The 26318-nt window shown below is 58.6% G+C and carries 25 protein-coding genes; 18 read left to right on the forward strand and 7 right to left on the reverse strand.

Annotation, left to right across the window (positions count from 1 at the left end; all coding sequences use genetic code 11):
* Nucleotides 1-165: 165 nt before the first annotated feature.
* Nucleotides 166-1452 (reverse strand): citrate synthase, encoded by a 1287-nt coding sequence (gltA, locus tag HCU66_RS03960; RefSeq protein WP_205887258.1) that lies wholly within the window; start codon nucleotides 1450-1452, stop codon nucleotides 166-168.
* A 363-nt stretch (nucleotides 1453-1815) separates the two neighbouring features.
* Here gltA and sdhC point away from each other — a divergent pair, with 363 nt between their 5' ends.
* The 12 genes from sdhC (at nucleotide 1816) to HCU66_RS04020 (ending at nucleotide 16112) form a co-directional block, all read left to right on the forward strand.
* Nucleotides 1816-2190: a succinate dehydrogenase, cytochrome b556 subunit gene (gene sdhC, locus HCU66_RS03965; RefSeq protein ID WP_032830362.1), complete on the forward strand. Its 375-nt coding sequence runs from the start codon at nucleotides 1816-1818 to the stop codon at nucleotides 2188-2190.
* Entirely contained in the window at nucleotides 2184-2552 is a 369-nt protein-coding gene (sdhD, locus tag HCU66_RS03970) for a succinate dehydrogenase, hydrophobic membrane anchor protein (protein WP_205887259.1), read from the forward strand. Before sdhC ends, sdhD begins: the two co-directional genes overlap by 7 nt.
* A gap of 3 nt (nucleotides 2553-2555) precedes the next feature.
* Complete coding sequence (gene sdhA, locus HCU66_RS03975; protein ID WP_205887260.1) at nucleotides 2556-4328, forward strand: succinate dehydrogenase flavoprotein subunit; 1773 nt, start codon at nucleotides 2556-2558, stop codon at nucleotides 4326-4328.
* An 11-nt stretch (nucleotides 4329-4339) separates the two neighbouring features.
* Nucleotides 4340-5044 (forward strand): succinate dehydrogenase iron-sulfur subunit, encoded by a 705-nt coding sequence (locus tag HCU66_RS03980; protein ID WP_205887261.1) that lies wholly within the window; start codon nucleotides 4340-4342, stop codon nucleotides 5042-5044.
* 262 nt (nucleotides 5045-5306) lie between these two features.
* Nucleotides 5307-8138 (forward strand): 2-oxoglutarate dehydrogenase E1 component, encoded by a 2832-nt coding sequence (locus tag HCU66_RS03985; RefSeq protein WP_205887262.1) that lies wholly within the window; start codon nucleotides 5307-5309, stop codon nucleotides 8136-8138.
* A 42-nt stretch (nucleotides 8139-8180) separates the two neighbouring features.
* A complete protein-coding gene (gene odhB, locus HCU66_RS03990; RefSeq protein ID WP_205887263.1) occupies nucleotides 8181-9398 on the forward strand; it encodes a 2-oxoglutarate dehydrogenase complex dihydrolipoyllysine-residue succinyltransferase in 1218 nt (405 codons plus the stop codon).
* A gap of 107 nt (nucleotides 9399-9505) precedes the next feature.
* Complete coding sequence (gene lpdA / locus HCU66_RS03995) at nucleotides 9506-10942, forward strand: dihydrolipoyl dehydrogenase (protein WP_205887264.1); 1437 nt, start codon at nucleotides 9506-9508, stop codon at nucleotides 10940-10942.
* Nucleotides 10943-11141: 199 nt separating this feature from the next.
* Nucleotides 11142-12308 carry an ADP-forming succinate--CoA ligase subunit beta gene (sucC, locus tag HCU66_RS04000; protein WP_007919879.1) on the forward strand — a complete coding sequence of 389 codons (1167 nt, stop codon included), beginning with the start codon at nucleotides 11142-11144 and terminating at the stop codon, nucleotides 12306-12308.
* Nucleotides 12308-13189, forward strand: a complete 882-nt coding sequence (gene sucD / locus HCU66_RS04005; RefSeq protein ID WP_095191616.1) for a succinate--CoA ligase subunit alpha — start codon at nucleotides 12308-12310, stop codon at nucleotides 13187-13189. The genes sucC and sucD overlap by 1 nt, the downstream gene beginning before the upstream one ends.
* 301 nt (nucleotides 13190-13490) lie before the next feature.
* Nucleotides 13491-14804 (forward strand): branched-chain amino acid transport system II carrier protein, encoded by a 1314-nt coding sequence (gene brnQ / locus HCU66_RS04010; protein ID WP_205887265.1) that lies wholly within the window; start codon nucleotides 13491-13493, stop codon nucleotides 14802-14804.
* 169 nt (nucleotides 14805-14973) lie between these two features.
* On the forward strand, nucleotides 14974-15711 hold the full coding sequence (locus tag HCU66_RS04015) for a DUF599 domain-containing protein (RefSeq protein ID WP_205887266.1): 738 nt from the start codon (nucleotides 14974-14976) through the stop codon (nucleotides 15709-15711).
* Nucleotides 15711-16112: an MAPEG family protein gene (locus tag HCU66_RS04020; protein ID WP_205887267.1), complete on the forward strand. Its 402-nt coding sequence runs from the start codon at nucleotides 15711-15713 to the stop codon at nucleotides 16110-16112. The genes HCU66_RS04015 and HCU66_RS04020 overlap by 1 nt, the downstream gene beginning before the upstream one ends.
* A 64-nt stretch (nucleotides 16113-16176) precedes the next feature.
* On the opposite strand, the gene HCU66_RS04025 is transcribed toward HCU66_RS04020, so the two are convergent.
* A complete protein-coding gene (locus HCU66_RS04025) occupies nucleotides 16177-16422 on the reverse strand; it encodes a hypothetical protein (RefSeq protein WP_205887268.1) in 246 nt (81 codons plus the stop codon).
* A gap of 157 nt (nucleotides 16423-16579) precedes the next feature.
* Here HCU66_RS04025 and HCU66_RS04030 point away from each other — a divergent pair, with 157 nt between their 5' ends.
* The 4 genes from HCU66_RS04030 to HCU66_RS04045 all read left to right on the forward strand — a co-directional run bounded on the left by HCU66_RS04030 (nucleotide 16580) and on the right by HCU66_RS04045 (nucleotide 20287).
* Nucleotides 16580-17056, forward strand: a complete 477-nt coding sequence (locus tag HCU66_RS04030) for a PaaI family thioesterase (protein WP_205887269.1) — start codon at nucleotides 16580-16582, stop codon at nucleotides 17054-17056.
* The gene (locus tag HCU66_RS04035) at nucleotides 17053-17505 is read left to right on the forward strand and encodes a PaaI family thioesterase (protein ID WP_205887270.1); all 453 of its coding nucleotides are present in this window, start codon (nucleotides 17053-17055) and stop codon (nucleotides 17503-17505) included. The genes HCU66_RS04030 and HCU66_RS04035 overlap by 4 nt, the downstream gene beginning before the upstream one ends.
* Before the next feature lie 81 nt (nucleotides 17506-17586).
* A complete protein-coding gene (gene htpG / locus HCU66_RS04040) occupies nucleotides 17587-19491 on the forward strand; it encodes a molecular chaperone HtpG (RefSeq protein ID WP_205887271.1) in 1905 nt (634 codons plus the stop codon).
* 67 nt (nucleotides 19492-19558) lie between these two features.
* Nucleotides 19559-20287, forward strand: a complete 729-nt coding sequence (locus HCU66_RS04045) for a dienelactone hydrolase family protein (RefSeq protein ID WP_205887272.1) — start codon at nucleotides 19559-19561, stop codon at nucleotides 20285-20287.
* 56 nt (nucleotides 20288-20343) lie between these two features.
* Here the strand turns inward: HCU66_RS04045 and HCU66_RS04050 are convergent, their stop codons facing one another.
* Both HCU66_RS04050 and HCU66_RS04055 read right to left on the reverse strand, forming a co-directional pair.
* Complete coding sequence (locus HCU66_RS04050) at nucleotides 20344-21231, reverse strand: pirin family protein (protein WP_205887273.1); 888 nt, start codon at nucleotides 21229-21231, stop codon at nucleotides 20344-20346.
* A gap of 61 nt (nucleotides 21232-21292) precedes the next feature.
* Nucleotides 21293-21709, reverse strand: coding sequence for an OsmC family protein (locus HCU66_RS04055; protein WP_205887274.1), 417 nt, complete (start codon nucleotides 21707-21709; stop codon nucleotides 21293-21295).
* Nucleotides 21710-21895: 186 nt separating this feature from the next.
* Between HCU66_RS04055 and HCU66_RS04060 the strand changes: the two genes are divergently transcribed.
* Nucleotides 21896-22360, forward strand: coding sequence for a DUF3859 domain-containing protein (locus HCU66_RS04060; protein WP_205887275.1), 465 nt, complete (start codon nucleotides 21896-21898; stop codon nucleotides 22358-22360).
* 68 nt (nucleotides 22361-22428) lie between these two features.
* On the opposite strand, the gene HCU66_RS04065 is transcribed toward HCU66_RS04060, so the two are convergent.
* The 3 genes from HCU66_RS04065 to purM are packed head-to-tail and all read right to left on the reverse strand — an operon-like array spanning nucleotide 22429 to nucleotide 24859.
* Entirely contained in the window at nucleotides 22429-23142 is a 714-nt protein-coding gene (locus tag HCU66_RS04065; RefSeq protein ID WP_205887276.1) for a DUF3108 domain-containing protein, read from the reverse strand.
* A gap of 8 nt (nucleotides 23143-23150) precedes the next feature.
* Nucleotides 23151-23801, reverse strand: coding sequence for a phosphoribosylglycinamide formyltransferase (purN, locus tag HCU66_RS04070; RefSeq protein WP_205887277.1), 651 nt, complete (start codon nucleotides 23799-23801; stop codon nucleotides 23151-23153).
* Nucleotides 23801-24859 (reverse strand): phosphoribosylformylglycinamidine cyclo-ligase, encoded by a 1059-nt coding sequence (purM, locus tag HCU66_RS04075; RefSeq protein ID WP_205887278.1) that lies wholly within the window; start codon nucleotides 24857-24859, stop codon nucleotides 23801-23803. Before purM ends, purN begins: the two co-directional genes overlap by 1 nt.
* 373 nt (nucleotides 24860-25232) lie before the next feature.
* Between purM and HCU66_RS04080 the strand changes: the two genes are divergently transcribed.
* Nucleotides 25233-26291 carry a DUF2066 domain-containing protein gene (locus HCU66_RS04080; RefSeq protein WP_205887279.1) on the forward strand — a complete coding sequence of 353 codons (1059 nt, stop codon included), beginning with the start codon at nucleotides 25233-25235 and terminating at the stop codon, nucleotides 26289-26291.
* The last annotated feature ends 27 nt before the right edge of the window (nucleotides 26292-26318 follow it).

A 26318-nucleotide genomic window follows, 5' to 3' on the forward strand; every position in this document is an offset into this window, starting at 1 on the left:
TTTCGAAAGTGACCCGCCGTAAGGGCGGTACCCTAAGTGGCCGTTACCGCAGAAATGGATATGTACCCAACCCAAGCAGCCATTACCGCCCAAACAAAAACGGCCTCTATAAAAATAGAGGCCGTTTCCGGTGCAACTTAAGACGCTATCGCCAGACAGGTCTTATCAGCGGTCTTCAAGCTTGGTGATGTCACGCGACTCGTAGCCGGTGTACAACTGGCGTGGGCGGCCGATCTTGTACGGGCTGGAGAGCATTTCTTTCCAGTGGGAGATCCAGCCGACGGTCCGCGCCAGGGCGAAGATCACGGTGAACATGCTGGTCGGAATGCCGATCGCCTTGAGGATGATCCCCGAGTAGAAGTCGACGTTCGGGTACAGCGAGCGTTCGATGAAGTACGGGTCGGTCAGGGCGATCTCCTCCAGGCGCATGGCCAGTTCGAGTTGCGGATCGTTGGTGATGCCCAGTTCCTTCAGCACTTCGTCGCAGGTCTGCTTCATGACGGTAGCGCGTGGGTCGCGGTTTTTGTAAACCCGGTGACCGAAGCCCATCAGTTTGAACGGATCGTTCTTGTCCTTGGCCTTGGCGATGAACTTGTCGATGTTCGAGACATCGCCGATTTCATCGAGCATGGTCAGCACGGCTTCGTTCGCACCGCCGTGGGCAGGGCCCCACAGTGCAGCGATACCGGCGGCAATGCAGGCGAACGGGTTGGCGCCCGACGAGCCGGCCAGACGTACGGTGGAGGTCGATGCGTTCTGTTCGTGGTCGGCATGGAGGATGAAGATCCGGTCCATGGCCTTGGCGAGTACCGGGCTGATCGGTTTGATCTCGCACGGGGTGTTGAACATCATGTGCAGGAAGTTTTCCGCGTACGACAGGTCGTTGCGCGGGTACATCATGGGTTGGCCCATGGAGTACTTGTAAACCATGGCGGCCAGGGTCGGCATCTTGGCAACCAGGCGGACCGCGGAGATCTCGCGATGCTGCGGGTTATTGATGTCGAGGGAATCGTGGTAGAACGCCGAGAGGGCGCCAACTACACCACACATGACGGCCATCGGGTGGGCGTCGCGACGGAAGCCGTTGAAGAAGGTCTTCAGCTGCTCGTGGACCATGGTGTGGTTCTTCACGGTGCCGACGAACTGGGCCTTTTGCTCTGCGGTCGGCAGCTCGCCGTTGAGCAGCAGGTAGCAGGTTTCCAGGTAGTCCGACTTTTCAGCCAGCTGTTCGATCGGGTAGCCGCGGTGCAGCAGAATGCCGTTATCGCCATCGATATAGGTGATCTTCGACTCGCAGGAGGCAGTCGACATGAAACCAGGGTCAAAGGTGAAACGGCCCGTGGCCGTCAGGCCCCGCACGTCGATTACATCGGGACCAACGGTGCCGGTTAAAATGGGCAGCTCGACGGGGGCTGCGCCCTCGATGATCAACTGCGCTTTTTTGTCAGCCATGTGGCCTCCTATTTATGCTTGAAATCATCAGACAGACCCCCCACGCAGGGCCCGCACCACTATAGTGAGATAAATTCGAATGTCAATTTGCCTAAAGTCTTGCTCCAGAAGGCTTTAACCGGACTTTTTTCTCGAAATTGCCTGCCGTTTACGCCTTTTATGTCGCTTGTGCAATCCACTATTAGGGGAAGGTGAACGCGTTGTCATTAGTAGCCTAACTGTCTATACTCGGCCACCGACCGCCAGGGGCTTTTGGGCCTGCTTTATTGGGGGTCGCATCCCTGGGTGGTGGTTACCTGACCAGTGCACTCCCCAACAACTTTGCCCTGATTGTTAGGGGCTCTTCAGTGTGAAAAAAAAGCCGTGAAAAGCCAACGACCTGTAAACCTAGACCTAAGGACCATCAAACTCCCCATCACCGGCGTTACGTCGTTTCTTCACCGTGTTTCCGGCATCATCCTCTTCCTGGGCCTTGGCTTCATGCTGTATGCATTGGGCAAGTCTCTGGGTTCCGAGGAAGGTTTTGCCGAGGTGAAGGCATGCTTGACCAGTCCGCTGGCCAAGTTCGTAGCATGGGGCCTCCTGTCCGCTCTTCTGTATCACCTGGTAGCCGGTGTGCGCCATTTGATCATGGACATGGGCATCGGTGAGACGCTGGAAGGCGGCAAGCTGGGCTCGCAAATCATTATCGCCGTATCTGCGGTGTTGATCGTTCTGGCGGGAGTTTGGATATGGTAACCAGCGTTACGAACCTGTCGCGTTCGGGCCTCTATGACTGGATGGCACAGCGTGTGTCTGCGGTCGTTCTCGCGGCTTATTTCATCTTCCTGATCGGATACCTCGTTGCGAACCCTGGCATTGGCTACGCCCAATGGCACGAACTGTTCGCCCACAACGGAATGCGTATCTTCAGTCTGCTGGCCCTTGTAGCCCTGGGCGCTCACGCCTGGGTCGGCATGTGGACCATCGCGACCGACTACCTGACGCCGATGGCGCTGGGCAAGTCCGCGACTGCAGTACGTTTCCTTTTCCAGGCAGTATGCGGCGTTGCGATGTTCGCTTACTTCGTCTGGGGTGTGCAGATTCTCTGGGGTATCTGATCCATGGCTAACATTCCAACGATTTCTTTCGACGCCATCATTATTGGCGGCGGCGGTGCCGGCATGCGCGCAGCGCTGCAACTGGCACAAGGCGGTCACAAGACTGCCGTGATCACCAAGGTTTTCCCGACCCGTTCGCACACTGTGTCGGCCCAGGGCGGCATCACCTGCGCCATCGCGTCTGCCGACCCGAACGATGACTGGCGCTGGCACATGTACGATACCGTCAAGGGTTCCGACTACATCGGTGACCAGGACGCTATCGAATACATGTGTCAGGAAGGTCCGGCCGCGGTTTTCGAGCTGGACCACATGGGCCTGCCGTTCTCCCGTACCGAGACCGGTCGTATCTACCAGCGTCCGTTCGGCGGTCAGTCCAAGGACTATGGCAAGGGCGGCCAGGCCGCGCGTACTTGCGCGGCGTCCGACCGTACCGGTCACGCGCTGTTGCACACGCTTTATCAGGGCAACCTGAAAGCCGGCACCACATTCCTGAACGAGTACTACGCTGTTGATCTGGTGAAAAACCAGGACGGCGCATTCGTCGGCGTGATTGCCATCTGCATCGAAACCGGCGAAACCACCTACATCCGCTCGAAAGCCACCGTGCTGGCGACCGGCGGTGCAGGCCGTATCTATGCTTCCACCACCAACGCCCTGATCAACACCGGTGACGGCGTTGGCATGGCGCTGCGTGCCGGTGTGCCGGTACAGGACATCGAAATGTGGCAGTTCCACCCGACCGGCATCGCCGGTGCCGGTGTACTGGTTACAGAAGGTTGCCGTGGTGAAGGTGGTTACCTGATCAACAAGCACGGCGAGCGTTTTATGGAGCGTTATGCTCCGAACGCCAAAGACCTTGCCGGTCGTGACGTGGTTGCCCGTTCGATGGTTAAGGAAATCATCGCTGGCAACGGTTGCGGTCCGAATGGCGACCACGTGATGCTCAAGCTCGACCACCTGGGCGAGGAAGTGCTGCACAGCCGTCTGCCAGGCATCTGCGAACTGTCCAAGACGTTCGCACACGTTGACCCGGTTGTTGCTCCGGTTCCGGTTGTTCCGACCTGCCACTATATGATGGGCGGCGTTCCGACCAACATTCACGGTCAGGCAATCACCCAGAACGACGAAGGCGTGGACGAAATCATCCCTGGCCTGTTCGCAGTGGGTGAAGTGGCGTGCGTATCGGTTCACGGCGCCAACCGTCTGGGCGGTAACTCGCTGCTCGACCTGGTGGTATTCGGCCGTGCGGCCGGTCTGCACCTGGAGAAAGCGCTGACCGACGGTATCGAATACGACGACGCCACCGACGCCGACATCAATGCGGCCCTGTCGCGCCTGTCCGCTCTGAACGAGCGTACCGAAGGTGAGGACGTGGCAACCCTGCGTCGCGAGCTGCAAAGCTGCATGCAGAACTACTTCGGTGTGTTCCGTACCGGCGAATACATGCAGAAGGGTATTGCTCAGCTGGCTGATCTGCGTGGCCGTATCGCCAACGTCAAGATCAACGACAAGAGCCAGGCGTTCAACACCGCGCGTATCGAAGCGCTGGAGCTGCAAAACCTGCTGGAAGTGGCTGAAGCTACCGCCATCGCTGCAGAAGTACGCAAAGAGTCCCGCGGCGCTCACGCCCGTGAAGACTTCGAAGACCGTGACGACGAAAACTGGCTGTGCCACACCCTGTACTTCCCGGGTGAGAAGCGCGTTGCCAAGCGTGCAGTGAACTTCTCGCCGAAGACTGTTCCGACTTTTGAACCTAAGATTCGGACTTATTAAGGGTGGCCGCCATGTTGCAAGTCAGTGTTTATCGTTACAACCCTGATCAGGACGCTGCGCCGTTCATGCAGGAATTCCAGGTCGATACCGGTGGTAAAGACCTGATGGTGCTGGACGTGCTGGCCCTGATCAAAGAGCAGGACGAAGGTTTCTCCTATCGTCGCTCTTGCCGTGAAGGTGTTTGCGGTTCCGACGGCATGAATATCAACGGCAAAAACGGTCTGGCGTGCATCACGCCGCTGTCTGCCGTCGTAAAGCGTAACAAGCTGATCGTTCGTCCGCTGCCAGGTTTGCCGGTAATCCGTGACCTGGTCGTCGATATGAGCATCTTCTACAAGCAATACGAAAAGGTTAAGCCATACCTGCAGAACGACACGCCGGCTCCGGCCATCGAGCGTCTGCAGTCCCCTGAAGAGCGTGAAAAGCTCGACGGTCTGTACGAGTGCATCCTGTGCGCTTGCTGCTCGACTTCGTGCCCGTCCTTCTGGTGGAACCCGGACAAGTTCCTGGGCCCGGCTGCTCTGCTGCAAGCGTACCGCTTCCTGGCCGACAGCCGCGACACCAAGACATCCGAGCGTCTGGCTTCGCTGGATGACCCGTTCAGCGTATTCCGCTGCCGGGGCATCATGAACTGCGTCAACGTTTGTCCGAAAGGCCTGAACCCGACTAAGGCCATCGGTCACATTCGTAACATGCTGCTGCAAAGCGGCGTGTGATTCAGCTGCTGTACCCGTAGGACCGCAATACCCGTAGATGCTACGGCGCAGGCTTCAACCGGCGCCGTAGTTTTAACCTGAGCAGCAGCCCATAAAGCTGCGGCTCTTATTTTGAAGAAATGAGACAAGCAGGGGCATCCGGGCTGGTACCCGGACTATCAGCGTGATCCTAAGTGGCTTGTTTTGGTCGCTGCATTCGGACTTCTGCAAGTTTGCTCGGTGTCGACGCCGGTGGTGTTCCCCTAACCGAGGGTGACCAAGCATGCAAGAAAGCGTGATGCAGCGCATGTGGAACAGCGCCTACCTATCCGGTAGTAACGCTGCCTATGTGGAAGAGCTCTACGAGCTCTACCTGCACGACCCTAACGCTGTGCCAGAAGAGTGGCGCACCTACTTCCAGAAGTTGCCTGCTGATGGCAACACTGCCACCGATGTTTCGCACTCCACAATTCGCGATCATTTCGTCTTGCTGGCAAAGAACCAGCGCCGCGCCCAACCGGTTTCCGCCGGCAGCGTGAGCAGTGAGCACGAGAAGAAGCAAGTTGAAGTGCTGCGATTGATCCAGGCCTACCGTATGCGTGGCCACCAGGCAGCCCAGCTTGACCCGCTGGGGCTGTGGCAGCGTCCTGCACCTGCAGACCTGTCAATCAATCATTACGGCTTGACCAATGCCGATCTTGATACGACCTTCCGTGCCGGCGACCTGTTCATCGGCAAAGAGGAGGCGAGCCTACGCGAAATTCACGAAGCGTTGCAGCAGACATATTGCCGCACCATCGGCGCTGAATTCACGCACATCACCGATTCCGAGCAGCGCCAGTGGTTCCAGCAGCGTCTGGAGAGCGTGCGCGGCCGTCCGACCTACTCCGCCGACATCAAGAGCCATCTGCTCGAGCGTGTCACCGCCGGCGAAGGCCTGGAAAAATACCTGGGCACCAAGTACCCGGGCACCAAGCGTTTCGGTCTGGAAGGCGGCGAGAGCCTGATTCCGATGCTCGACGAGCTGATCCAGCGTTCCGGTTCCTACGGCACGAAGGAAGTCGTGATCGGCATGGCCCACCGTGGTCGTCTGAACGTACTGGTCAACACCTTCGGTAAAAACCCGCGCGAGCTGTTCGACGAGTTCGAAGGCAAGAAGAAGGTCGAGCTGGGTTCTGGTGACGTTAAATATCACCAGGGCTTCTCGTCCAACGTGATGACCACCGGCGGTGAAGTTCACCTGGCCATGGCGTTCAACCCGTCCCACCTGGAAATCGTTTCTCCAGTGGTCGAGGGTTCGGTTCGTGCTCGTCAGGATCGTCGTAACGACCCTACCGGTGAGAAGGTTCTGCCGATCTCCATCCACGGTGACGCGGCATTTGCCGGTCAGGGCGTGGTGATGGAAACCTTCCAGATGTCGCAGACCCGCGGTTTCAAGACCGGCGGCACCGTGCACATCGTGATCAACAACCAGGTCGGTTTCACCATCAGCAACCCGCTGGACTCGCGTTCCACCGAGTACGCCACCGACGTCGCGAAAATGATCCAGGCGCCGATCCTCCATGTAAATGGTGATGATCCGGAAGCCGTATTGTTCGTGACCCAGCTGGCCATCGACTACCGCATGCAGTTCAAGCGTGACGTGGTGATCGATCTGGTCTGCTACCGTCGTCGCGGCCACAACGAGGCCGACGAGCCAAGCGGTACCCAGCCTCTGATGTATCAGCAGATCACCAAACAGCGCACCACCCGTGAGCTGTATGCCGATCGTCTGACCCAGAGCGGCGTGCTGGACGCTGAGCGTGTTCAGGCGAAAGTCGATGAATACCGCAACGCGCTGGACAACGGTCTGCACGTAGTAAAAAGCCTGGTCAAAGAGCCGAACAAAGAGTTGTTCGTGGACTGGCGTCCGTACCTGGGCCACGCCTGGACTGCGCGTCACGACACTCGTTTCGATCTGAAAACCTTGCAGGAACTGTCCGCCAAGCTGCTGGAAATTCCGGAAGGCTTCGTGGTTCAGCGTCAGGTTGCGAAGATCTACGAAGACCGTCAGAAGATGCAAGCCGGCGGCCTGCCGATCAACTGGGGTTACGCCGAAACCATGGCGTACGCGACCCTGGCGTTCGAAGGTCACCCGATCCGCATGACCGGTCAGGACATCGGCCGCGGTACGTTCTCGCACCGTCACGCTGTTCTGCACAACCAGAAAGATGCCGGCACCTACATCCCGCTGCAGAACCTGTACAAAGGTCAGCCGCGTTTCGATCTGTATGACTCGTTCCTGTCGGAGGAGGCCGTACTGGCATTCGAATACGGTTACTCGACCACCACGCCGAACGCGCTGGTGATCTGGGAAGCCCAGTTCGGCGACTTCGCCAACGGTGCGCAAGTGGTGATCGACCAGTTCATCACCAGTGGCGAGCACAAGTGGGGCCGTCTCTGCGGTCTGACCATGCTGCTGCCGCACGGTTATGAAGGTCAGGGCCCTGAGCACTCCTCAGCACGTCTTGAGCGTTACCTGCAACTGTGCGCCGAGCACAACATTCAGGTGTGCATGCCGACCACCCCGGCCCAGATCTACCACTTGCTGCGTCGTCAGGTGATTCGCCCGCTGCGCAAGCCATTGGTTGTCCTGACGCCGAAGTCGCTGCTGCGTCACAAGCTGGCCATCTCGACCCTGGAAGATCTGGCCGAAGGTTCGTTCCAGACCGTTATCCCGGAAATCGATGCCCTGGATCCGAAAAAGGTCGAGCGCATTGTCCTGTGTAGCGGCAAGGTCTACTACGACCTGCTGGAAAAACGCCGTGCCGAAGGTCGTGACGACATCGCCATCGTGCGTATCGAGCAGCTGTACCCATTCCCTGAGGACGACTTGAACGAAGTCCTGGCTCCTTACACCAACCTCAAACATATCGTTTGGTGTCAGGAAGAGCCGATGAACCAGGGTGCCTGGTACTGCAGTCAACACCACATGCGTCGCATCGTTGGCAATCACGACAAGTCTCTCGTACTCGAGTACGCGGGCCGTGAGGCTTCTGCTGCACCTGCTTGTGGTTACGCATCGATGCACGCTGAGCAGCAGGAACAACTGCTGCAAGACGCCTTTACTGTTTAACGCCTTCGCGCACCTGAAACCGAATTTAAGGAACCACAGATAATGGCTATCGAGATCAAAGCCCCCACTTTCCCGGAATCGGTTGCCGATGGCACCGTTGCCACCTGGCACAAAAAACCGGGCGACGCCGTCAAGCGTGACGAACTGATCGTCGACATTGAAACCGACAAAGTCGTACTGGAAGTTCTGGCTACCGCTGACGGCGTGCTGGGCGCTATCGTCAAGAACGAAGGCGACACCGTTCTGTCCGACGAAGTTCTGGGCTCCATCGGTGAGGGCGGTGCTGCCGCCGCTCCAGCCGCTGCCGCTGCTCCTGCCGCCGCTGCCGCTGCTCCTGCCGAAGCGGGCGAAGAAGATCCTGTTGCTGCACCGGCTGCTCGCAAGCTGGCTGAAGAAAACGGCATCAACATCGCTTCCGTTGCCGGCACTGGCAAAGGCGGTCGTGTGACCAAGGAAGACGTGGTAGCCGCTGTTACCGCCAAGAAAGCCGCTCCGGCTGCCGCGCCTGCCAAGCCTGCCGCACCGGCTGCTTCGGCTCCGGTATTCGCTGCTGGCGAGCGCGTGGAAAAACGCGTTCCGATGACCCGTCTGCGCGCCAAGGTTGCCGAGCGTCTGGTTGAAGCTCAATCGAACATGGCCATGCTGACCACGTTCAACGAAGTCGACATGACCGAAGTCATGGCACTGCGTTCGAAGTACAAGGACCTGTTCGAGAAGTCCCACAATGGCGTGCGCCTGGGCTTCATGTCGTTCTTCGTGAAAGCGGCCACCGAAGCGCTGAAACGCTTCCCGGCTGTCAACGCGTCGATCGACGGTGCCGACATCGTTTACCACGGCTACGCCGACGTTGGTGTGGCTGTTTCCAGCGATCGCGGTCTGGTTGTACCGGTTCTGCGTAACGCCGAACTGATGAGCCTGGCTGAAATCGAAGGCGGCATCGCTACCTTCGGCAAGAAAGCCCGTGACGGCAAACTGTCGATGGAAGAAATGACCGGCGGCACCTTCACCATCACCAACGGCGGTACTTTCGGTTCGATGATGTCGACGCCGATCGTCAACCCGCCGCAGGCCGCGATTCTGGGTATGCACAACATCATCCAGCGTCCTATGGCGATCAACGGTCAGGTGGTTATCCGTCCGATGATGTACCTGGCGCTGTCCTACGATCACCGTCTGATCGATGGCAAAGAAGCTGTGACCTTCCTGGTGACCATCAAGAACCTGCTGGAAGACCCGGCTCGTTTGCTGCTGGATATCTAAAGAGAAGCTGCAAGCTGCCAGTTGCAAGCCTCAAGCGCAAAGCGTGCGAATGGGCTTCAACTTGCAGCTCGCGGCTTGAAGCTTGCTGCTAAAAGGGAACCTTTTTTATGACTCAGAAATTCGACGTGGTAGTGATTGGCGCAGGCCCTGGCGGCTACGTGGCTGCCATTAAAGCAGCGCAACTGGGCCTCAGCACTGCCTGCATCGAGAAGTACACCGATGGCGAGGGCAAGCTGGCCCTGGGCGGCACCTGCCTGAACGTAGGCTGCATTCCATCCAAGGCGCTGCTGGACAGCTCCTGGAAATACAAGGAAGCGAAAGAGAGCTTCAACGTCCACGGTATTTCTACCGGCGAAGTCAAAATGGACGTCGCTGCAATGGTTGGCCGCAAGGCTGGCATCGTCAAGAACCTGACCGGCGGCGTCGCTACCCTGTTCAAGGCTAACGGCGTTACTTCGATCCAGGGCCACGGCAAGCTGCTGGCCGGCAAGAAAGTCGAAGTCACCAAGGCAGACGGTTCGGTTGAAATCATCGAAGCCGAGAACGTGATCCTGGCTTCCGGTTCCCGCCCGATCGATATTCCACCGGCGCCGGTTGACCAGAAAGTCATCGTTGACTCGACGGGTGCACTGGAATTCCAGACCGTGCCTAAGCGTCTGGGTGTGATCGGTGCAGGTGTAATCGGCCTGGAACTGGGTTCGGTATGGTCCCGTCTGGGTGCTGAAGTCACTGTGCTGGAAGCGCTCGATACCTTCCTGATGGCCGCTGATGCCGCCGTTTCGAAGGAAGCGTACAAGACCCTGACCAAGCAGGGTCTGGACATCAAGCTGGGCGCTCGCGTAACCGGTTCCAAGGTGAATGGCGACGAAGTCGTTGTGAACTACACCGATGCCAACGGCGAACAGACCATCACTTTCGACAAGCTGATCGTAGCCGTTGGTCGCCGTCCGGTGACCACCGATCTGCTGGCTGCCGACAGCGGTGTGACCATCGACGAGCGCGGTTTCATCTTCGTCGACGACCACTGCGCGACCAGCGTACCGGGCGTTTACGCCATCGGTGACGTGGTTCGCGGCATGATGCTGGCTCACAAAGCCTCGGAAGAGGGCATCATGGTTGTCGAGCGCATCAAGGGCCATAAAGCCCAGATGAACTATGACCTGATCCCTTCGGTTATTTATACTCACCCGGAAATTGCGTGGGTCGGTAAAACCGAGCAGGCCTTGAAAGCTGAAGGCGTAGAAGTTAACGTCGGCACCTTCCCGTTCGCAGCCTCTGGCCGTGCCATGGCCGCCAACGATACCGGTGGTTTCGTCAAGGTCATCGCTGATGCCAAGACTGACCGCGTATTGGGCGTCCACGTGATTGGCCCGAGCGCCGCAGAACTGGTTCAGCAGGGCGCGATCGGCATGGAATTCGGCACCAGCGCTGAAGACCTGGGCATGATGGTTTTCTCCCATCCGACCCTGTCTGAAGCCTTGCACGAAGCTGCATTGGCAGTGAATGGCGGCGCCATCCACATTGCCAATCGCAAGAAACGCTAAGCGGATAATAAGAAACCACGGCGGCACGGCCCGTCGTGAGCCTTGCATGCAAGACTCACCGCGGAATGTCCGCTGGACGCAGTCTTGCGTAGCTGCACCGGGTACCCGGAAAGGTTACGCAAGCAGCAGTCACAGGTGGTGCGGCACTTGAATGAGTGCAGCACCGAATGCGCAGTACCTAACGAAGACGGTAATAAGCATGAATCTTCACGAGTATCAGGGTAAGCAGCTGTTCGCTGAGTACGGCCTGCCAGTATCCACCGGTTACGCGGTAGACACCCCGGAAGCAGCAGCAGAAGCTTGCGACAAAATCGGCGGCAGCGAGTGGGTTGTCAAAGCCCAGGTTCACGCCGGTGGTCGCGGTAAAGCGGGCGGCGTAAAGCTGGTTCGCAGCAAAGAAGACGCCAAAGCCTTCGCACAGCAGTGGCTGGGCAAGCGTCTGGTGACTTACCAGACTGACGCCAACGGTCAGCCAGTCACCAAGATCCTGGTTGAATCGTGCACTGATATCGCTAAAGAGCTGTACCTGGGCGCTGTCGTTGACCGTTCGAGCCGTCGCATCGTGTTCATGGCTTCCACCGAAGGTGGCGTGGACATCGAGAAAATCGCTCACGACACTCCAGAAAAAATTCTGAAAGCCACTATCGATCCACTGGTTGGCGCTCAGCCATTCCAGGGTCGCGAGCTGGCATTCCAGCTGGGTCTGGAAGGCAAGCAAGTTGCTCAGTTCGCCAAGATCTTCGTAGGTCTGGCCAAACTGTTCAAGGATCACGACCTGGCTCTGCTGGAAGTGAACCCGCTGGTGATCAAGGCTGACGGCGATCTGCACTGCCTGGACGCCAAGATCAACATCGACGCCAACGCCATGTACCGTCAGCCTAAGCTGAAGACTTTCCACGATCCGTCGCAAGACGATCCGCGCGAAGCGCACGCTGCCAAGTTCGAACTGAACTACGTAGCGCTGGAAGGCAACATCGGTTGCATGGTCAACGGTGCTGGCCTGGCCATGGGTACCATGGACATCGTCAACCTGCATGGCGGCAAACCAGCCAACTTCCTCGACGTGGGCGGCGGTGCTACCAAAGAACGCGTGACCGAAGCGTTCAAGATCATCCTGTCCGACACTAACGTCGCTGCAGTACTGGTCAACATCTTCGGCGGCATCGTTCGTTGCGACATGATTGCCGAAGGCATCATCGGTGCGGTGAAAGAAGTCGGCGTGAAAATCCCGGTTGTTGTTCGCCTTGAAGGCAACAACGCTGAGCTGGGCGCTAAAGTACTGGCAGAAAGCGGTTTGAACATCATCGCTGCTACCAGCCTGACCGACGCTGCTCAACAAGTTGTCAAAGCTGCGGAGGGCAAATAATGAGCGTCCTGATCAATAAAGACACCAAAGTTATCTGCCAGGGTATTACCGGTTCGCAAGGTAGTTTCCACACCCAGCAAGCCATTGAGTACGGCACCCAGATGGTTGGCGGCGTAACTCCAGGCAAAGGCGGCACCGAGCACCTGGGCCTGCCAGTGTTCAACACCGTGAAAGACGCTGTAGCTGCCACTGGCGCCACCGCCAGCGTGATCTACGTTCCAGCTCCTTTCTGCAAGGACTCGATCCTTGAAGCTGCTTTCGGCGGCATCAAGCTGATCGTTTGCATCACCGAAGGCATTCCTACCCTGGACATGCTGGACGCTAAAGTTAAGTGCGACGAGCTGGGCGTAGTCCTGATCGGTCCTAACTGCCCAGGCGTGATCACTCCAGGCGAATGCAAGATCGGCATCATGCCAGGTCACATTCACTTGCCAGGCAAGGTCGGTATCGTTTCCCGTTCCGGCACCCTGACCTACGAAGCTGTGAAGCAAACTACTGACGCCGGTTTCGGTCAGTCGACTTGCGTCGGCATCGGTGGTGACCCGATCCCGGGTTCGAACTTCATCGACATCCTGAAGCTGTTCCAGGAAGACCCGAAGACCGAAGCGATCGTGATGATCGGCGAGATCGGCGGTTCGGCTGAAGAAGAAGCGGCTGCCTACATCAAGGCACACGTGACCAAGCCGGTTGTTTCCTACATCGCTGGTGTGACTGCTCCTCCGGGCAAGCGCATGGGCCATGCTGGCGCAATCATCTCTGGCGGCAAAGGCACTGCAGACGAGAAATTCGCTGCTCTGCAAGACGCAGGCGTGAAAACCGTGCGTTCGCTGGCAGACATCGGCAAGGCCCTGGCCGAGCTGACCGGTTGGGCCGTCAAGTAAGCCTCGCGCTTAACTGACGCTCCACCCAACAAAGGCCACCTTCGGGTGGCCTTTGTCATTTGTGCGATCAAGGAAAATTAGATATGTAAACGCGACATTGAAATGTCGCGTATCGGATAGTTCGCCCTGTAATAGTGCGTTTGTCGTGCAGATTCGTTAGGCTAGCCGCCATTTTTGCGTCCGCGGCCCACAAGGCAGCGACGCGCTAAACGGGTCAGTCCTATACGGATCGACAGCATTTCCCTCACCCATAAGGGAAATCCCTCTCTAAATTCCGATTCAGTAGTGTGGTATTTCCTTAATGAAAGTGTTGAAAGGCCAGGACATCCTGGCACTGGGTTTTATGACGTTTGCCCTGTTCGTCGGGGCCGGCAATATCATTTTCCCGCCTATCGTCGGTTTGCAGTCCGGGCCTAATGTCTGGATGGCGGCGCTGGGTTTCCTGATCACCGCGGTCGGTCTGCCGGTGATCACCGTTGTTGCCCTGGCCAAGGTCGGTGGGGCAATGGACGCCTTGAGCAGCCCGATCGGTAAAATCGCCGGTGGCCTGCTGGCAGCCGCGTGCTACCTCGCTGTCGGCCCGCTGTTCGCGACGCCGCGCACCGCGACCGTGTCGTTCGAAGTCGGTCTGGCGCCGCTGACCGGCGAGAGCCCGTTGGCGCTGTTTCTCTATAGCTCGGTGTACTTTCTGGTGGTGTTCTTCATCTCGCTCTATCCGGGCCGTCTGCTGGACACCGTAGGACGTTTCCTCGCACCGCTGAAGATCATCGCCCTGGCCGTTCTCGGCATCGCAGCGTTCGCATTGCCGGCCGGCGATATCGGCGTGGCCACCCCTGAATACGTGGCTGCACCGTTCTCCCAAGGCTTCATCAATGGCTACCTGACCATGGATACCCTGGGCGCGCTGGTATTCGGCATTGTCATCGTCAACGCGATCCGCTCCCGCGGCGTGGAATCGCCGGCGTTGATCACCCGTTACGCGATCATCGCCGGGCTGATTGCCGGCGTGGGTCTGGCGCTGGTTTACGTCAGCCTGTTCCGTCTCGGTTCGGGCAGCCATGAAGTGGCCGCCGGTGCCACCAACGGCGCGGCGGTATTGCACGCCTACGTGCAGCACACCTTCGGTTCCCTGGGCAGCGGTTTTCTCGCGGTGCTGATCTCCCTGGCCTGCCTGGTGACAGCGGTCGGTCTGACGTGCGCCTGTGCCGAATACTTCAGCCGTGTACTGCCACTGTCCTACAAGACCCTGGTGATCATCCTGGCCGCGTTCTCCCTGCTGGTGTCCAACCTGGGCCTGACCAAGCTGATCGCGTTCTCGATCCCGGTGCTGACCGCGATCTACCCGCCGTGCATCGCTCTGGTGGCCCTGAGCTTCTGCAAGGACTTCTGGCATGAACAGGGTCGCATCGTCGGTCCGGTGATGCTGGTGTCGTTCATCTTCGGCATGATCGACGCGCTCAAGGGTGCCGGTCTGGCGGACTGGATGCCGACTCAACTGGCTCACCTGCCGCTGAGCGAGCAGGGCCTGGCGTGGCTGGTGCCGTCGGTCATGACCCTGGCGGTTGCCGTGGTCTGCGATCGTTTGCTGGGCAAGCGCGAAGAAGTGCTGGCTTAAGCCGCTTCATCGCCCGCCACAAGCGGGCTTTGGGCTGCAAATGGAAATGCCCCGTATCAATCGATACGGGGCATTTTTTATGGATGCGGTGCAGTGTCTTTTTCCTTGGGCTAACGTCGAAGCACTATCCACAGGGTTTCATCATTGCTTCCATATCACAGGGACCTGCATGTCGTTCATCCACGCCAATCTGATCCACATCCTCGCCGCGCTCTGGTTTGTCGTCTGCTGGGGTGGCTATACCCGTTACGCGACATGGAAGGGGCGCGACACCGCGTGCCTGGCCAGCGTGCTGCACCTGTATCGCGAAGACTGGATGCGCCGCATGCTGCTGCGCGACAACCGCATCGCCGATGCCAGCGTGATCGGTAACCTGGAGCGCAACGCCTCGTTCTTCGCTTCCAGCACGTTGATTATCCTGGCCGGTGTTCTCACGGTGCTCGGTTCATCCGAAAGAGCGGTGTCGTTGCTGGCGGACATCCCGATGGTGCAACAGGCCTCCCAGGGCATGTCGGAGATCAAGTTGTTGTGCCTGGCCCTGGTGTTTGTCTATGCGTTCTTTACGTTCAGCTGGTGCATGCGTCAGTACAACTTTGCGGCCATTCTCGTGGGCTCGGCACCGATGATCGGTGAGCGCCATGTGTCCGAGCAGGAGCGTAAAGCTTTTGCTTCCCGAGCGGCCCGTGTCATCTCCATGGCGGCCAATCAGTTCAACTTCGGTCTGCGTTCCTATTACTTCGGCATGAGCATGCTGGCGTGGTTCGTCAGCCCCTGGTTGTTCATGTTGATGAGTGCCGGCGTCGTGTTTGTGTTGTATCGCCGCGAGTTTCACTCCGACGTTCTTGATGTGATGGTCTATACCCCTACAGAGGCGCCATTACCTGAGGCGAACAAAGAGGCGGCTTGATGAGTATTCCGTTCTGGTGTGTGTTTATCAGTGCATTGTTGATTTTCGTGGCAAAGATCCCGGTGGCCAAAGCCATGAGCGAGCAGGGCGGTTACAACAATCACCTGCCGCGTCAGCAACAGGCGCAACTGACGGGTTTCGGTGCCCGGGCGCTGGCGGCTCACCAGAACAGTTTCGAGGCGTTCATTTTGTTTGCGGCAGGGGTGTTGATGGCGCACACCACGCAGACGGCGGGATGGCTGATCGACACGTTGGCGATCCTCTTCGTGATCACACGCATCATCTACTTGTTGTGCTATTGGGGAGATCTGGCCTGGCAGCGCAGCCTGGTGTGGTTTGTTGGATTAGTGTGTTCGTTGTTGCTGATGATTAGTCCGACTTTTAGGACAATTTTGCTCTAACACTTATCGCCAATAAAAAGAAAACCCGCACTTGGCGGGTTTTCTTTTATCCCTAAAAACGCTTTTAGTTTTTAGGTGCTTCCGGCGCGGCTTCTTTTGCCGCTGCTGCGCTCGATTCGGCCTGAGCTTTGGCAGCTTCGGCGTTTTCTTTTGCTGCCTCGTTCACTTTATCCTGAGCTTCGCTCATTTTTTCCTGAACTTGCTCAGTTTGTTTGGTGGCTTCTTGAGCTTTGTCCTCGGATTTTTTATCGCAGGCAGCGAGACCGAGGGAAGCGGTCAACATCAAGGCAATAGCTAAAGTCTTACGCATGGGGTGTTTCTCCTGATGGAAAATATCTACTGGCCTTTCGAGCACAGTGATCAGGATTAAGTTCCTCAATTCACACAGATATATATGTTTGTTTTGCCGCGGAACTTTTGCCCACTAGCCTGCTACTTTGTCCGGACACTAAGAAGAGTTTTATCAAATGGCCGAAAACCCCGTTTTTGAGCGTGCGACGCGATTCCTGTCGGCGTTGCGCCATTGTCAGGTACTCGGCATGCGCGTTCACAGCGCCAGCAGCGAAGGGTTGACGGTGGTTCTGCCGTACAGCCCGCAGATTGTTGGCAACCCGCAAACCGGAGTGATTCATGGCGGCGCGCTGACCTCGCTGATGGACACCGCCTGCGGCATGGCTACGCTCTGTGTGCTGCCCGAGTTCGAGGTCTGCCCGACACTCGACTTGCGCATTGACTACATGCACGCCGCTGAGCCGCACAAGGACGTATATGGCTTCGCCCAATGCTACCGAGTGACCACCGACGTGATCTTCGCGCGCGGTTTTGCCTATCAGGACGACCCCGAACAGCCCATCGCCCACGTGGTGGGTACCTTCATGCGCATGGGCAAGGGCGTCAAAGGTACTAAAAGCTTTGGTGGTGTCATTGCTGGAGGCGCGAAATGACCGACACGTTCAAGGCGCAACTCCAGCAGGCTCATGCGCAGGGGGACTACACCTCGTTGCTGCAGCTGATTCCTTACGCCGGGTTGATCGGCGTCGAATGTTCGCGGGTGGGGGATGAGTTGCTGTTTCGTCTGCCGGCCAACAAAGACAACATTGGTAACCCTTTATTGCCGGCAATTCATGGCGGGGTGATTGCCGGTTTCATGGAGCTGTCGGCGGCGCTGCACCTGCTGATTTTCACCGGTTCGCCCGGCGTGCCGAAAATTATCGACTTTTCCCTCGACTATCTGCGCGCGGGGCAGTTTCGTGATACCTGGGCCAGATGCCAGGTTTGCCGGCAGGGTCGCCGGGTAGCCAACGTGGCGATTACCGCCTGGCAAAGCACTGAAGCCGAGCCCATTGCCACAGCCCGGGCCCACTTCAAAATCGACGAGCCCTTGAAATCCTGATCTCAGCCCCCAACTCTGAGGACAACCCGCCGCCGACCCTCAAGGTCGCGGCCACTGCCATCTGATTGGAGTTTGATGACCATGAGTGTGGAAACTCAAAAGGAAACCCTGGGCTTCCAGACCGAGGTGAAGCAACTGCTGCACCTCATGATCCATTCGCTGTATTCCAACAAGGAAATTTTCCTTCGCGAATTGATCTCGAACGCCTCTGACGCTGTCGACAAATTACGCTTTGAAGCGCTGGCCAAGCCTGAGTTGCTGGAAGGCGGCGCTGAACTGAAAATCCGTGTGAGCTTCGACAAGGACGCTAAAACCGTCACCCTCGAAGACAACGGCATCGGCATGAGCCGTGAAGACGCGGTCACCCATCTGGGTACCATCGCCAAGTCCGGCACCGCCGATTTCATGAAACACCTGTCTGGCGATCAGAAAAAAGACTCGCACCTGATCGGTCAATTCGGTGTCGGTTTCTATTCGGCGTTCATCGTCGCCGATAAAGTCGACGTATTCAGCCGCCGTGCCGGCCTCGCTGCCAGCGAAGGCGTGCACTGGTCGTCCAAGGGCGAAGGCGAATTCGAAATTGCCACCGTCGAGAAAGCCGACCGCGGCACCCGCATCGTCCTGCACCTGAAGTCCGGTGAAGACGAGTTCGCCGATGGCTGGCGTCTGCGCAACATCATCAAGAAGTACTCCGACCACATCGCCTTGCCGATCGAGTTGCCGAAAGAAGTGGCAGCCGTTGAAGGTGAAGAGAAGCCTGCCGTTGAGTGGGAAACCGTCAACCGCGCCAGCGCCCTGTGGACTCGCCCTCGCACTGAAGTGAAAGACGAGGAGTATCAGGAGTTCTACAAACACGTCGCTCACGATTTCGAAAATCCGCTGAGCTGGAGCCACAACAAGGTCGAAGGCAAGCTCGAGTACACCTCGCTGCTGTATGTACCGACCCGTGCGCCGTTCGATCTGTACCAGCGTGAAGCGCCCAAAGGCCTGAAGCTGTACGTACAGCGTGTGTTCGTCATGGACCAGGCCGAGTCGTTCCTGCCGCTGTACCTGCGCTTCATCAAAGGCGTGGTCGACTCCAACGACCTGTCGCTGAACGTGTCGCGGGAAATCCTGCAGAAAGATCCGATCATCGACTCCATGAAGTCGGCGCTGACCAAGCGCGTTCTGGACATGCTGGAAAAACTGGCGAAGAACGAGCCTGAGCAATACAAGGGCTTCTGGAAAAACTTCGGTCAGGTCATGAAAGAAGGCCCGGCAGAAGATTTCGCCAACAAAGAAAAAATTGCCGGCCTGCTGCGTTTCGCGTCCACTCAGGGCGACGATGGCGAGCAGGTTGTGGGGCTGGCCGACTACCTGGCCCGCGCCAAGGAAGGTCAGGACAAGATCTACTACCTGACCGGCGAAACCTACGCGCAAGTCAAAAACAGCCCGCACCTGGAAGTCTTCCGCAAGAAAGGCATCGAAGTGCTGCTGCTGACCGACCGCATCGACGAGTGGCTGATGAGCTACCTCAACGACTTTGACGGCAAGAGCTTTGTCGACGTGGCGCGCGGTGACCTGGACCTCGGCAATCTTGATTCGGAAGAAGACAAGAAAGCCGCGGAAGAAGTCGCCAAGTCCAAAGAGGGCCTGGTTGAGCGCCTTAAGACCGCTTTGGGTGAATCCGTCGCTGAAGTACGGGTTTCCCACCGCCTGACCGATTCCCCGGCGATTCTGGCCATCGGTGAGCAGGACCTGGGCCTGCAAATGCGTCAGATCCTCGAAGCCAGCGGTCAGAAGGTTCCGGATTCGAAGCCAATCTTCGAATTCAACCCGGCTCACCCGCTGATCGAAAAACTCGACAACGAGCAGAGTGATGAACGCTTCGGCGATTTGTCGCACATCCTGTTCGATCAGGCAGCCCTGGCGGCCGGCGACAGCTTGAAAGACCCGGCCGCTTATGTGCGCCGTTTGAACAAGCTGCTGGTTGAACTGTCGGTTTAACCGCGTTGTAGAAAAACCCGCTTCGGCGGGTTTTTTCATTCTGGGGCTTTTTTACTGGGAGTCAGTCATGAGCCAAATCACTGTTCGTTCCGTCGCCTATCAGATCGACGGCCAGTCGTATGAAAGCCGTTTGGCCTTCGATGCCGACCATAAGGGCCCGCGCCCCGGTCTGTTGATGGCGCCAAACTGGATGGGCGTCAGCGCCGGTGCCGAGGAAATTGCCAAATCGGTGGCAGCCAAGGGTTATGTGGTGTTGATCGCGGACCTCTATGGTCAGACGGTTCGTCCGCAGAACGGCGATGAGGCGGGCGCGGCAATGATGCCGTTGAAGAATGACCGTGTCTTGCTGCGCAAACGCATGCAGGCTGCATTCGAACAGCTGCAAGGGCAGGGCGAGGCGGCGGTCGATACCTCGAAACTGGCGACCTTCGGTTTCTGCTTTGGTGGTTGCTGTGCGCTGGAGTTGGCGCGTAGTGGTGCGCCGGTGAAAGCGGCGGTGTCGTTCCACGGCACGCTCGATACGCCAAACGTGAACGATGCGAAAAGCATCAAGGGTTCGGTGCTGGTGTTGCATGGCGCTGCCGACCCGCTGGTGCCGAAAGAGCAACTGCCGGCATTCGAGGCGGAAATGAATGCCGCCGGTGTGGATTGGCAATTACTGAGCTACGGCGGTGCGGTGCATTCGTTCACCGATCCTGGTGCCAACGTGCCGGGAACGATGATGTATGACGCAAAGACTGCCGCTCGTGCGTTTACGTCGATGCATAACTTGCTGGATGAAGTGTTTAAAGGCTGATGGCTGCCTGACACTGATCGTTCCCACGCGGAGCATGGGGACGATCAGCCGATCAGTTACAGGGGAGTTGGCGGGCTTCGGTGTTTCGGCAACTCAATCCGCTCGCTTTCCCCCGGTACTGTCGGCCAATCCCCGGCCGCCCAGCGCCGGCGTGCCTCGTCGATCAATGCTGGATCACTGGCCACGAAATTCCAGTTGATCCGTCGCGGCCCATCCAGCGGCGCGCCGCCGAACAGCACGGCATGACAGTCGCTCTCTGCGGTCAGCGTCATCTCTTCCCCGGCCGGCAGCACCACTAGCGTGTAGGGCTCCAGCAGCTCGCCATCAAGCTGCGCCTCGCCGCTCAACACATACAGTGCCCGCTCTTCATGCTCGGTGGGAATCAGCAGTGTGGTCGCCGTTTGCAGGTTCAATTCGGCATACAGCGTAGGAGAAAGCACCGGAACCGGTGATTCGAGGCAAAAGCCTGACCCGGCGATCATCCGTATCTTCACGCCAAGGTTATCGTTGACGGGCAGCGTGGCAGCCGGATGGTGGCTGTAGTGTCCAGGACCCTGTTCACGGTCCTTGGGCGAAGCCAGCCAGATCTGTAAGCCGTGCATCGTCCCGCCGCTTTCTCTCAATGCTTCGGGCGTGCGCTCGACGTGGGCAATCGCACTGCCGGCGGTCATCCAGCTGACATCGCCGGCATTCACCACCTGATCGGAACCGAGGCTGTCCTTGTGCTGGATTTGCCCTTCGAACAGGTAGGTGAGGGTGGACAGGCCGATGTGCGGATGCTGACGGATGTTCATGCCTTTGCCCGGTAGGTAACGGGTTTCGAGCATGTGGTCGAAAAACACGAATGGCCCGACGTTGCGGCATTTGGCTGACGGCAAAGGGCGAAGGATCGGCTGGCCTTCGACATCTTCGGCGCGGGGGCGGATCACGAGCGGAGTGTTCATGGTGCATTCCAGGCTGAGCGGGTGACGCAGGGAGCATAACCCGCTTGTGCAGCGGTTGCCGCTATTGGCTGAAGGCGCCTTCGGACAGATGAGTCTCGATGCTGACTTCGGAAGTGGTCATCAGTTTGTGTACCGGGCAGCGGTCGGCCACGCGGTGCAGCTCGTCGCGCTGGGCGTCGGTGAGCACGCCCTTGAGCGTGAGTTTGACGTGCAGGGCATATTTACCTTTCTGCTCTTCACTGTTGTCGCGCTTGACCTCGACCCCGACACCGGTCAGTGGGATGCCCTTCTTCTTCGCATACAGTTTCAGGGTCAGGGCCTTGCAGGCGCCGAGGGCAGCGTCGAAATAGTCATGGGGCTCTGGCGCGGTGCCTTCGCCACCGGAGGTTTTCGGCACATCGGCAAACAGTTCGTGGTCATCGATCTGGACACTGTGACGAAAACCTTCGGCGGAGACAGTATTGACGGTAACAGTCATGGAAAACCTCGCGGGGATCAGGAAATGTCATTCGATCAAAAAAGACCCTGAAGTTATAGAGCATTCCTTCAATTTCCCGTTCCACTTTCTTGCTGTGGCGAGGGGGCAAGCCACGCTCCTACAGTTGTCATCGTCTTGTCACCCCCGCGTCATACCCTCGCGCTCATCTCAATCAAGGAGCGCACCATGCATCTCACCCGTTTAACCGCCCTGGCCACATTGATGTTCGTCAGTGGTCTGGCCAGTGCCGAAGTCCGCGTCGAGGGCCCGGTGGAATACGGCGTGTTTGCTGGCCCGAAAGCCGAACTGCAATCGGGCGAGCGAGTTTTGCGCCGCAGTAATGAGCAGATCCAACAGACTGAAATCGTCCCCGCCAAACTGGGCACTAAATTCGGCATACGTTACCAGTTGGCCGGCAAAGTCGCCGAAGACCAGCCACTGACCTTGCTCTATTTCACACCGGGCATTCGCACCCCGGACGGCGTGCGTCACGACAAGCTGGAAGTGACTCAAAAATTGGTGCCTGGCGCTCCACAGGACCTGATGGCCTTCGAGTTCACCGAAAGTCATGAAGTCGTTCCTGGCGAATGGCGTTTCATGGTGTTCCAGGGCGATCGTCTACTGGCTCAGCAACGCTTTACCGTGCGCTGATCGCTCCCACGACGAAACGCCAGACGAAAAAAAGCCCCGCGTTTGCGGGGCTTTCATGTCGATCCGGATCAGCTGCCTTTGACCGTCTTGCCGTTGACCGTGCCGTCGAGGAGCATGATGTTGTACTCCTTGCCGTCGGTTTCGACCTGTTGCAGACGGACCAGCAGGTAATCCCAGTCCTTGGCGAACCACAGCACGGTGATGCGCTTGCTTTGTGTCGGATCGCGCACGCGCTCGACCTTGATCGCATCGATCTGGCCAGCCTTGGTGTCGACTTTCTCCGAGCCCAGCACGCGGAAGTCATAAGTATCGACTTCGCCGTCATCGACGACCTGATAGCTCATGCTTTTTTTGCCGGCGGCCACGTCGTGCTGCAGCGCCAGTTGATAGGTGGACTTGTCGACCATGCCGCGGTTGAGCGGGAGCTTGACAGCGTCACCACGATCGGTGCCGGTGACCATCTTGTTGGTCCAGTCGAAGTCCAGATCAGCCTTCTTGGCTTTGCCCAGGCCTCCACGTTCGAAGTGGTAGGACTGCGGCAGCAATGTGTCCTTGTCCAGGGTCAGGGTGCTTTCTTCGGTCAGGCTGGCGATCATCATCGACGCCTTGAAGCTGAGTTTCCAGACGCCGTTGGCTTCCTTGGTCAGGCTGCGTTCAGCGGTGCCGCTCATGGGTAACTGCTTCCAGTCGGCGGTGTAGCTGGCGGAGAAGGGTTGAAGCTCCGCGGCCTGCGCAAACGGCAGGGCGAGCAGAGCGCAAGCGAAGAGCAGGGCGCGACGCATAAAATCTCCTAGGTTCGAATCAAGTGGCCGCTGGCCGCGAGTAGCTGTCCGTCCAGTAAAGCACCTTGTTCGCCAAGTGATAGACGACCTTCGGCAAACCAGCGCACGGCCATCGGGTAGATCAGGTGTTCCTGGGTATGGACTCGCTGCGCCAGACTCTGCGCCGAATCGTGCAACTCTACCGGTATTACTGCCTGTACGACCAGTGGTCCGCCATCGAGTTCCTCGGTGACGAAGTGCACGGAGCAGCCGTGTTCAGTGTCGCCGGCCTCCAGCGCGCGCTGATGAGTGTGTAACCCTTTGTATTTGGGCAACAGCGAGGGATGGATGTTGAGCAGGCGCCCCTGATAGTGGCGTACGAAGTCAGCGCTGAGAATGCGCATGAAACCGGCCAGTACCACGAGTTTGGGATTGAAGGCGTCGATCAGTTCGATCAGCGCGGCATCGAAGGCCTCGCGACCTTCGAAAGCCTTGTGATCCAGGGTGCGGGTGTCGATACCCGCGTCCCTGGCGCGTTGCAGGCCGTAGGCGTCGGCGCGGTTGGAAATCACCGCAGCGATGCGAACCGGGCTGTCGCCGGTCCGCGTGCTGTCGATCAAGGCCTGCAAGTTACTGCCGGTGCCGGATAGCAGCACCACCACATCACAGGTTTTAGGCATCAGTGAGCCTTGAGATTCTTCAGTTCAACCTGAGCCGCGCCTTCGGCAGCGGTGGCGATCTGACCGATGACCCAAGGCTGCTCGCCGGCTTCACGCAGGACGTTCAACGCGGTTTCAACGTGCTCTTGAGCCACGCAGATCACCATGCCGACGCCGCAGTTCAGCACGCGGTGCATTTCGGTTTCGTCGACGTTGCCTTTCTCTTGCAGCCAGTCGAATACCGCAGGGCGAGTCCAGCTGGCGACGTCAACCACCGCTTGAGCGCCTTTTGGCAGCACGCGCGGGATGTTGTCCAGCAGGCCACCACCGGTGATGTGGGCCATGGCCTTGACGGCGCCGGTGTCCTTGATCAGCTTGAGCAGCGGCTTCACGTAGATACGGGTCGGGGCCATCAGCAGGTCGGTCAGCGGTTTGCCGTCGAGCTGGGTGTTTTCGATGTCAGCACCGGACACTTCGATGATCTTGCGGATCAGCGAGTAGCCGTTGGAGTGCGGGCCGGAAGACGGCAGGGCGAGCAGGGCATCGCCGGCAGCGACTTTCGAACCGTCGATGATTTCGGATTTTTCCACGACGCCGACGCAGAAGCCGGCCAGGTCGTAGTCTTCGCCTTCGTACATGCCAGGCATTTCAGCGGTTTCGCCGCCGACCAGGGAGCAGCCGGACAGTTCGCAGCCGGCGCCGATGCCGGTCACAACCTGAGCGGCGGTGTCGACGTTCAGTTTGCCGGTGGCGTAGTAGTCGAGGAAGAACAGCGGCTCGGCGCCGCATACCACCAGGTCGTTCACGCACATGGCAACCAGGTCGATGCCGATGCTGTCGTGCTTGTTCAGGTTCAGCGCCAGGCGCAGCTTGGTGCCGACGCCGTCAGTGCCCGAGACCAGCACCGGTTGTTTGTAACCGGCCGGGATTTCGCAGAGGGCGCCGAAACCGCCCAGGCCGCCCATGACTTCCGGGCGCGCAGTGCGCTTGGCGACGCTCTTGATGCGTTCGACCAATGCTTCACCGGCGTCGATGTCTACACCGGCGTCCTTGTAGCTCAGGGAGGGTTGCTTGCTCATGATCCAGGCCTTTAGGGGGGATTCAGGGGTAACGACCGAGTCCAGTGGGGCCACTGAAGCTGGCGAAGGGCAATTGCCGTACGCGAATTTCAGGGGCCCGGCTGTTGCCGGTCTGCGAAGGCGCGCGATTTTATCAGGCTTGAGGGGCAGCGGCCATCCTCGTGCCGACGGGCAGAGGCATATCGCGTTAAAAAAACCGATATTGCCCGTGTCAGTGGCCTCCCGGATGGCTGTATAAGGTATCGACGTCAACCGTCTATCGTTAAGACAATGCGAAAACTTACCGGGACCGGATGAATGTTTTGCTCGGGCGTGTGGTCACAGCCTGGTTCATGCGGTCTGTTCCAGCCGCTCTTGTCGTCAGGAATCTTTCATGCGTTTTCTTAAATTCTTGTTCGTGGGCTGTTTGTCCGTGGTCAGCCTGGCCAGCCATGCCGAAACCGTTAAAGGCCTCTATCAAGTGCGCGAGCCCGTCAGCAGCCAGACGCCGGAGGAGCGCGATCAGGCGACTCAGCGGGCGCTGGATACGTTGGTATTGCGCCTGACCGGCGACCCCAAGGCGGCGCAAAGCCCAGGCCTGGCGGCCGTGCGCAAAGACCCTCAGCAGATCATCAGTCAATTCGGTTATGACGCCGGGCCGCCGCAAGTGTTGAAAGTCGATTTCGACCCGGCCACCACCGAACAGGCCTTGCGTCGTGCCGGGTTGGCGGTATGGGGCGCGAATCGGCCGTCGATCCTTGGCTGGTGGTTGAACGACTCGGCTGAAGGTTCGAGCCTGGTGGGCGATGGTCAGGCCAGCGCTGCGCCCCTGCGCCGGGCGGCCCAGCACCGTGGGCTGCCGCTGCGTCTGCCGTTGGCGGATCTGGATGAGCAGATCGTCGCCACTGCGCCGAATCTGGAAAGTGCGGACCCGGCGCCGCTGCGGGACGCCTCCGATCGTTACAATGCCGACGCCTTGCTGGCGGTGCATGCCCGGGAAGAGGGCGGTCAATGGCAGGCCAAGTGGCGTCTGTGGTTGGGCGATCAGAAAGAGGCCGGTAGCGTGCAGGGCGCCGATACCGCCGCTCTGGCCGATGCGGTGATGCTGGCGATCAGCCAACGCCTGGCGCCGCGTTTCGTCGCTAAACCGGGTGCGTCCGGCGAGCAATTACTGGAAGTGCAGGGGATGAGTCTGGAGCGTTATGCAACGCTCGGGCGTTTGCTGGAGCCTTTTGGTGCGCGTCTGCAAAGTGTCGACGGCGATCGCATCCTTTATCGCGTCAATGGCAGCGCCGATCAGTTGCGGGCGCAGTTGTCCCTGGCGAAGTTGCAGGAAGTTCAGGGCGGTCAGGCGCCGGCACCTGCGACGCCTGTTCAACCGGTGGCTGCTGGCTCGGCGCCGACCGTAGCGCCAGCCCCGGCACCGACCCCGCCGTTGCGTTTCCGTTGGTAATTTTTTTCTTTATATAGAAGCAGGAGT

Origin of the sequence: Pseudomonas frederiksbergensis, from assembly GCF_017114915.1 — a bacterium.
In the GTDB taxonomy this organism is placed as follows: domain Bacteria; phylum Pseudomonadota; class Gammaproteobacteria; order Pseudomonadales; family Pseudomonadaceae; genus Aquipseudomonas; species Aquipseudomonas frederiksbergensis_I.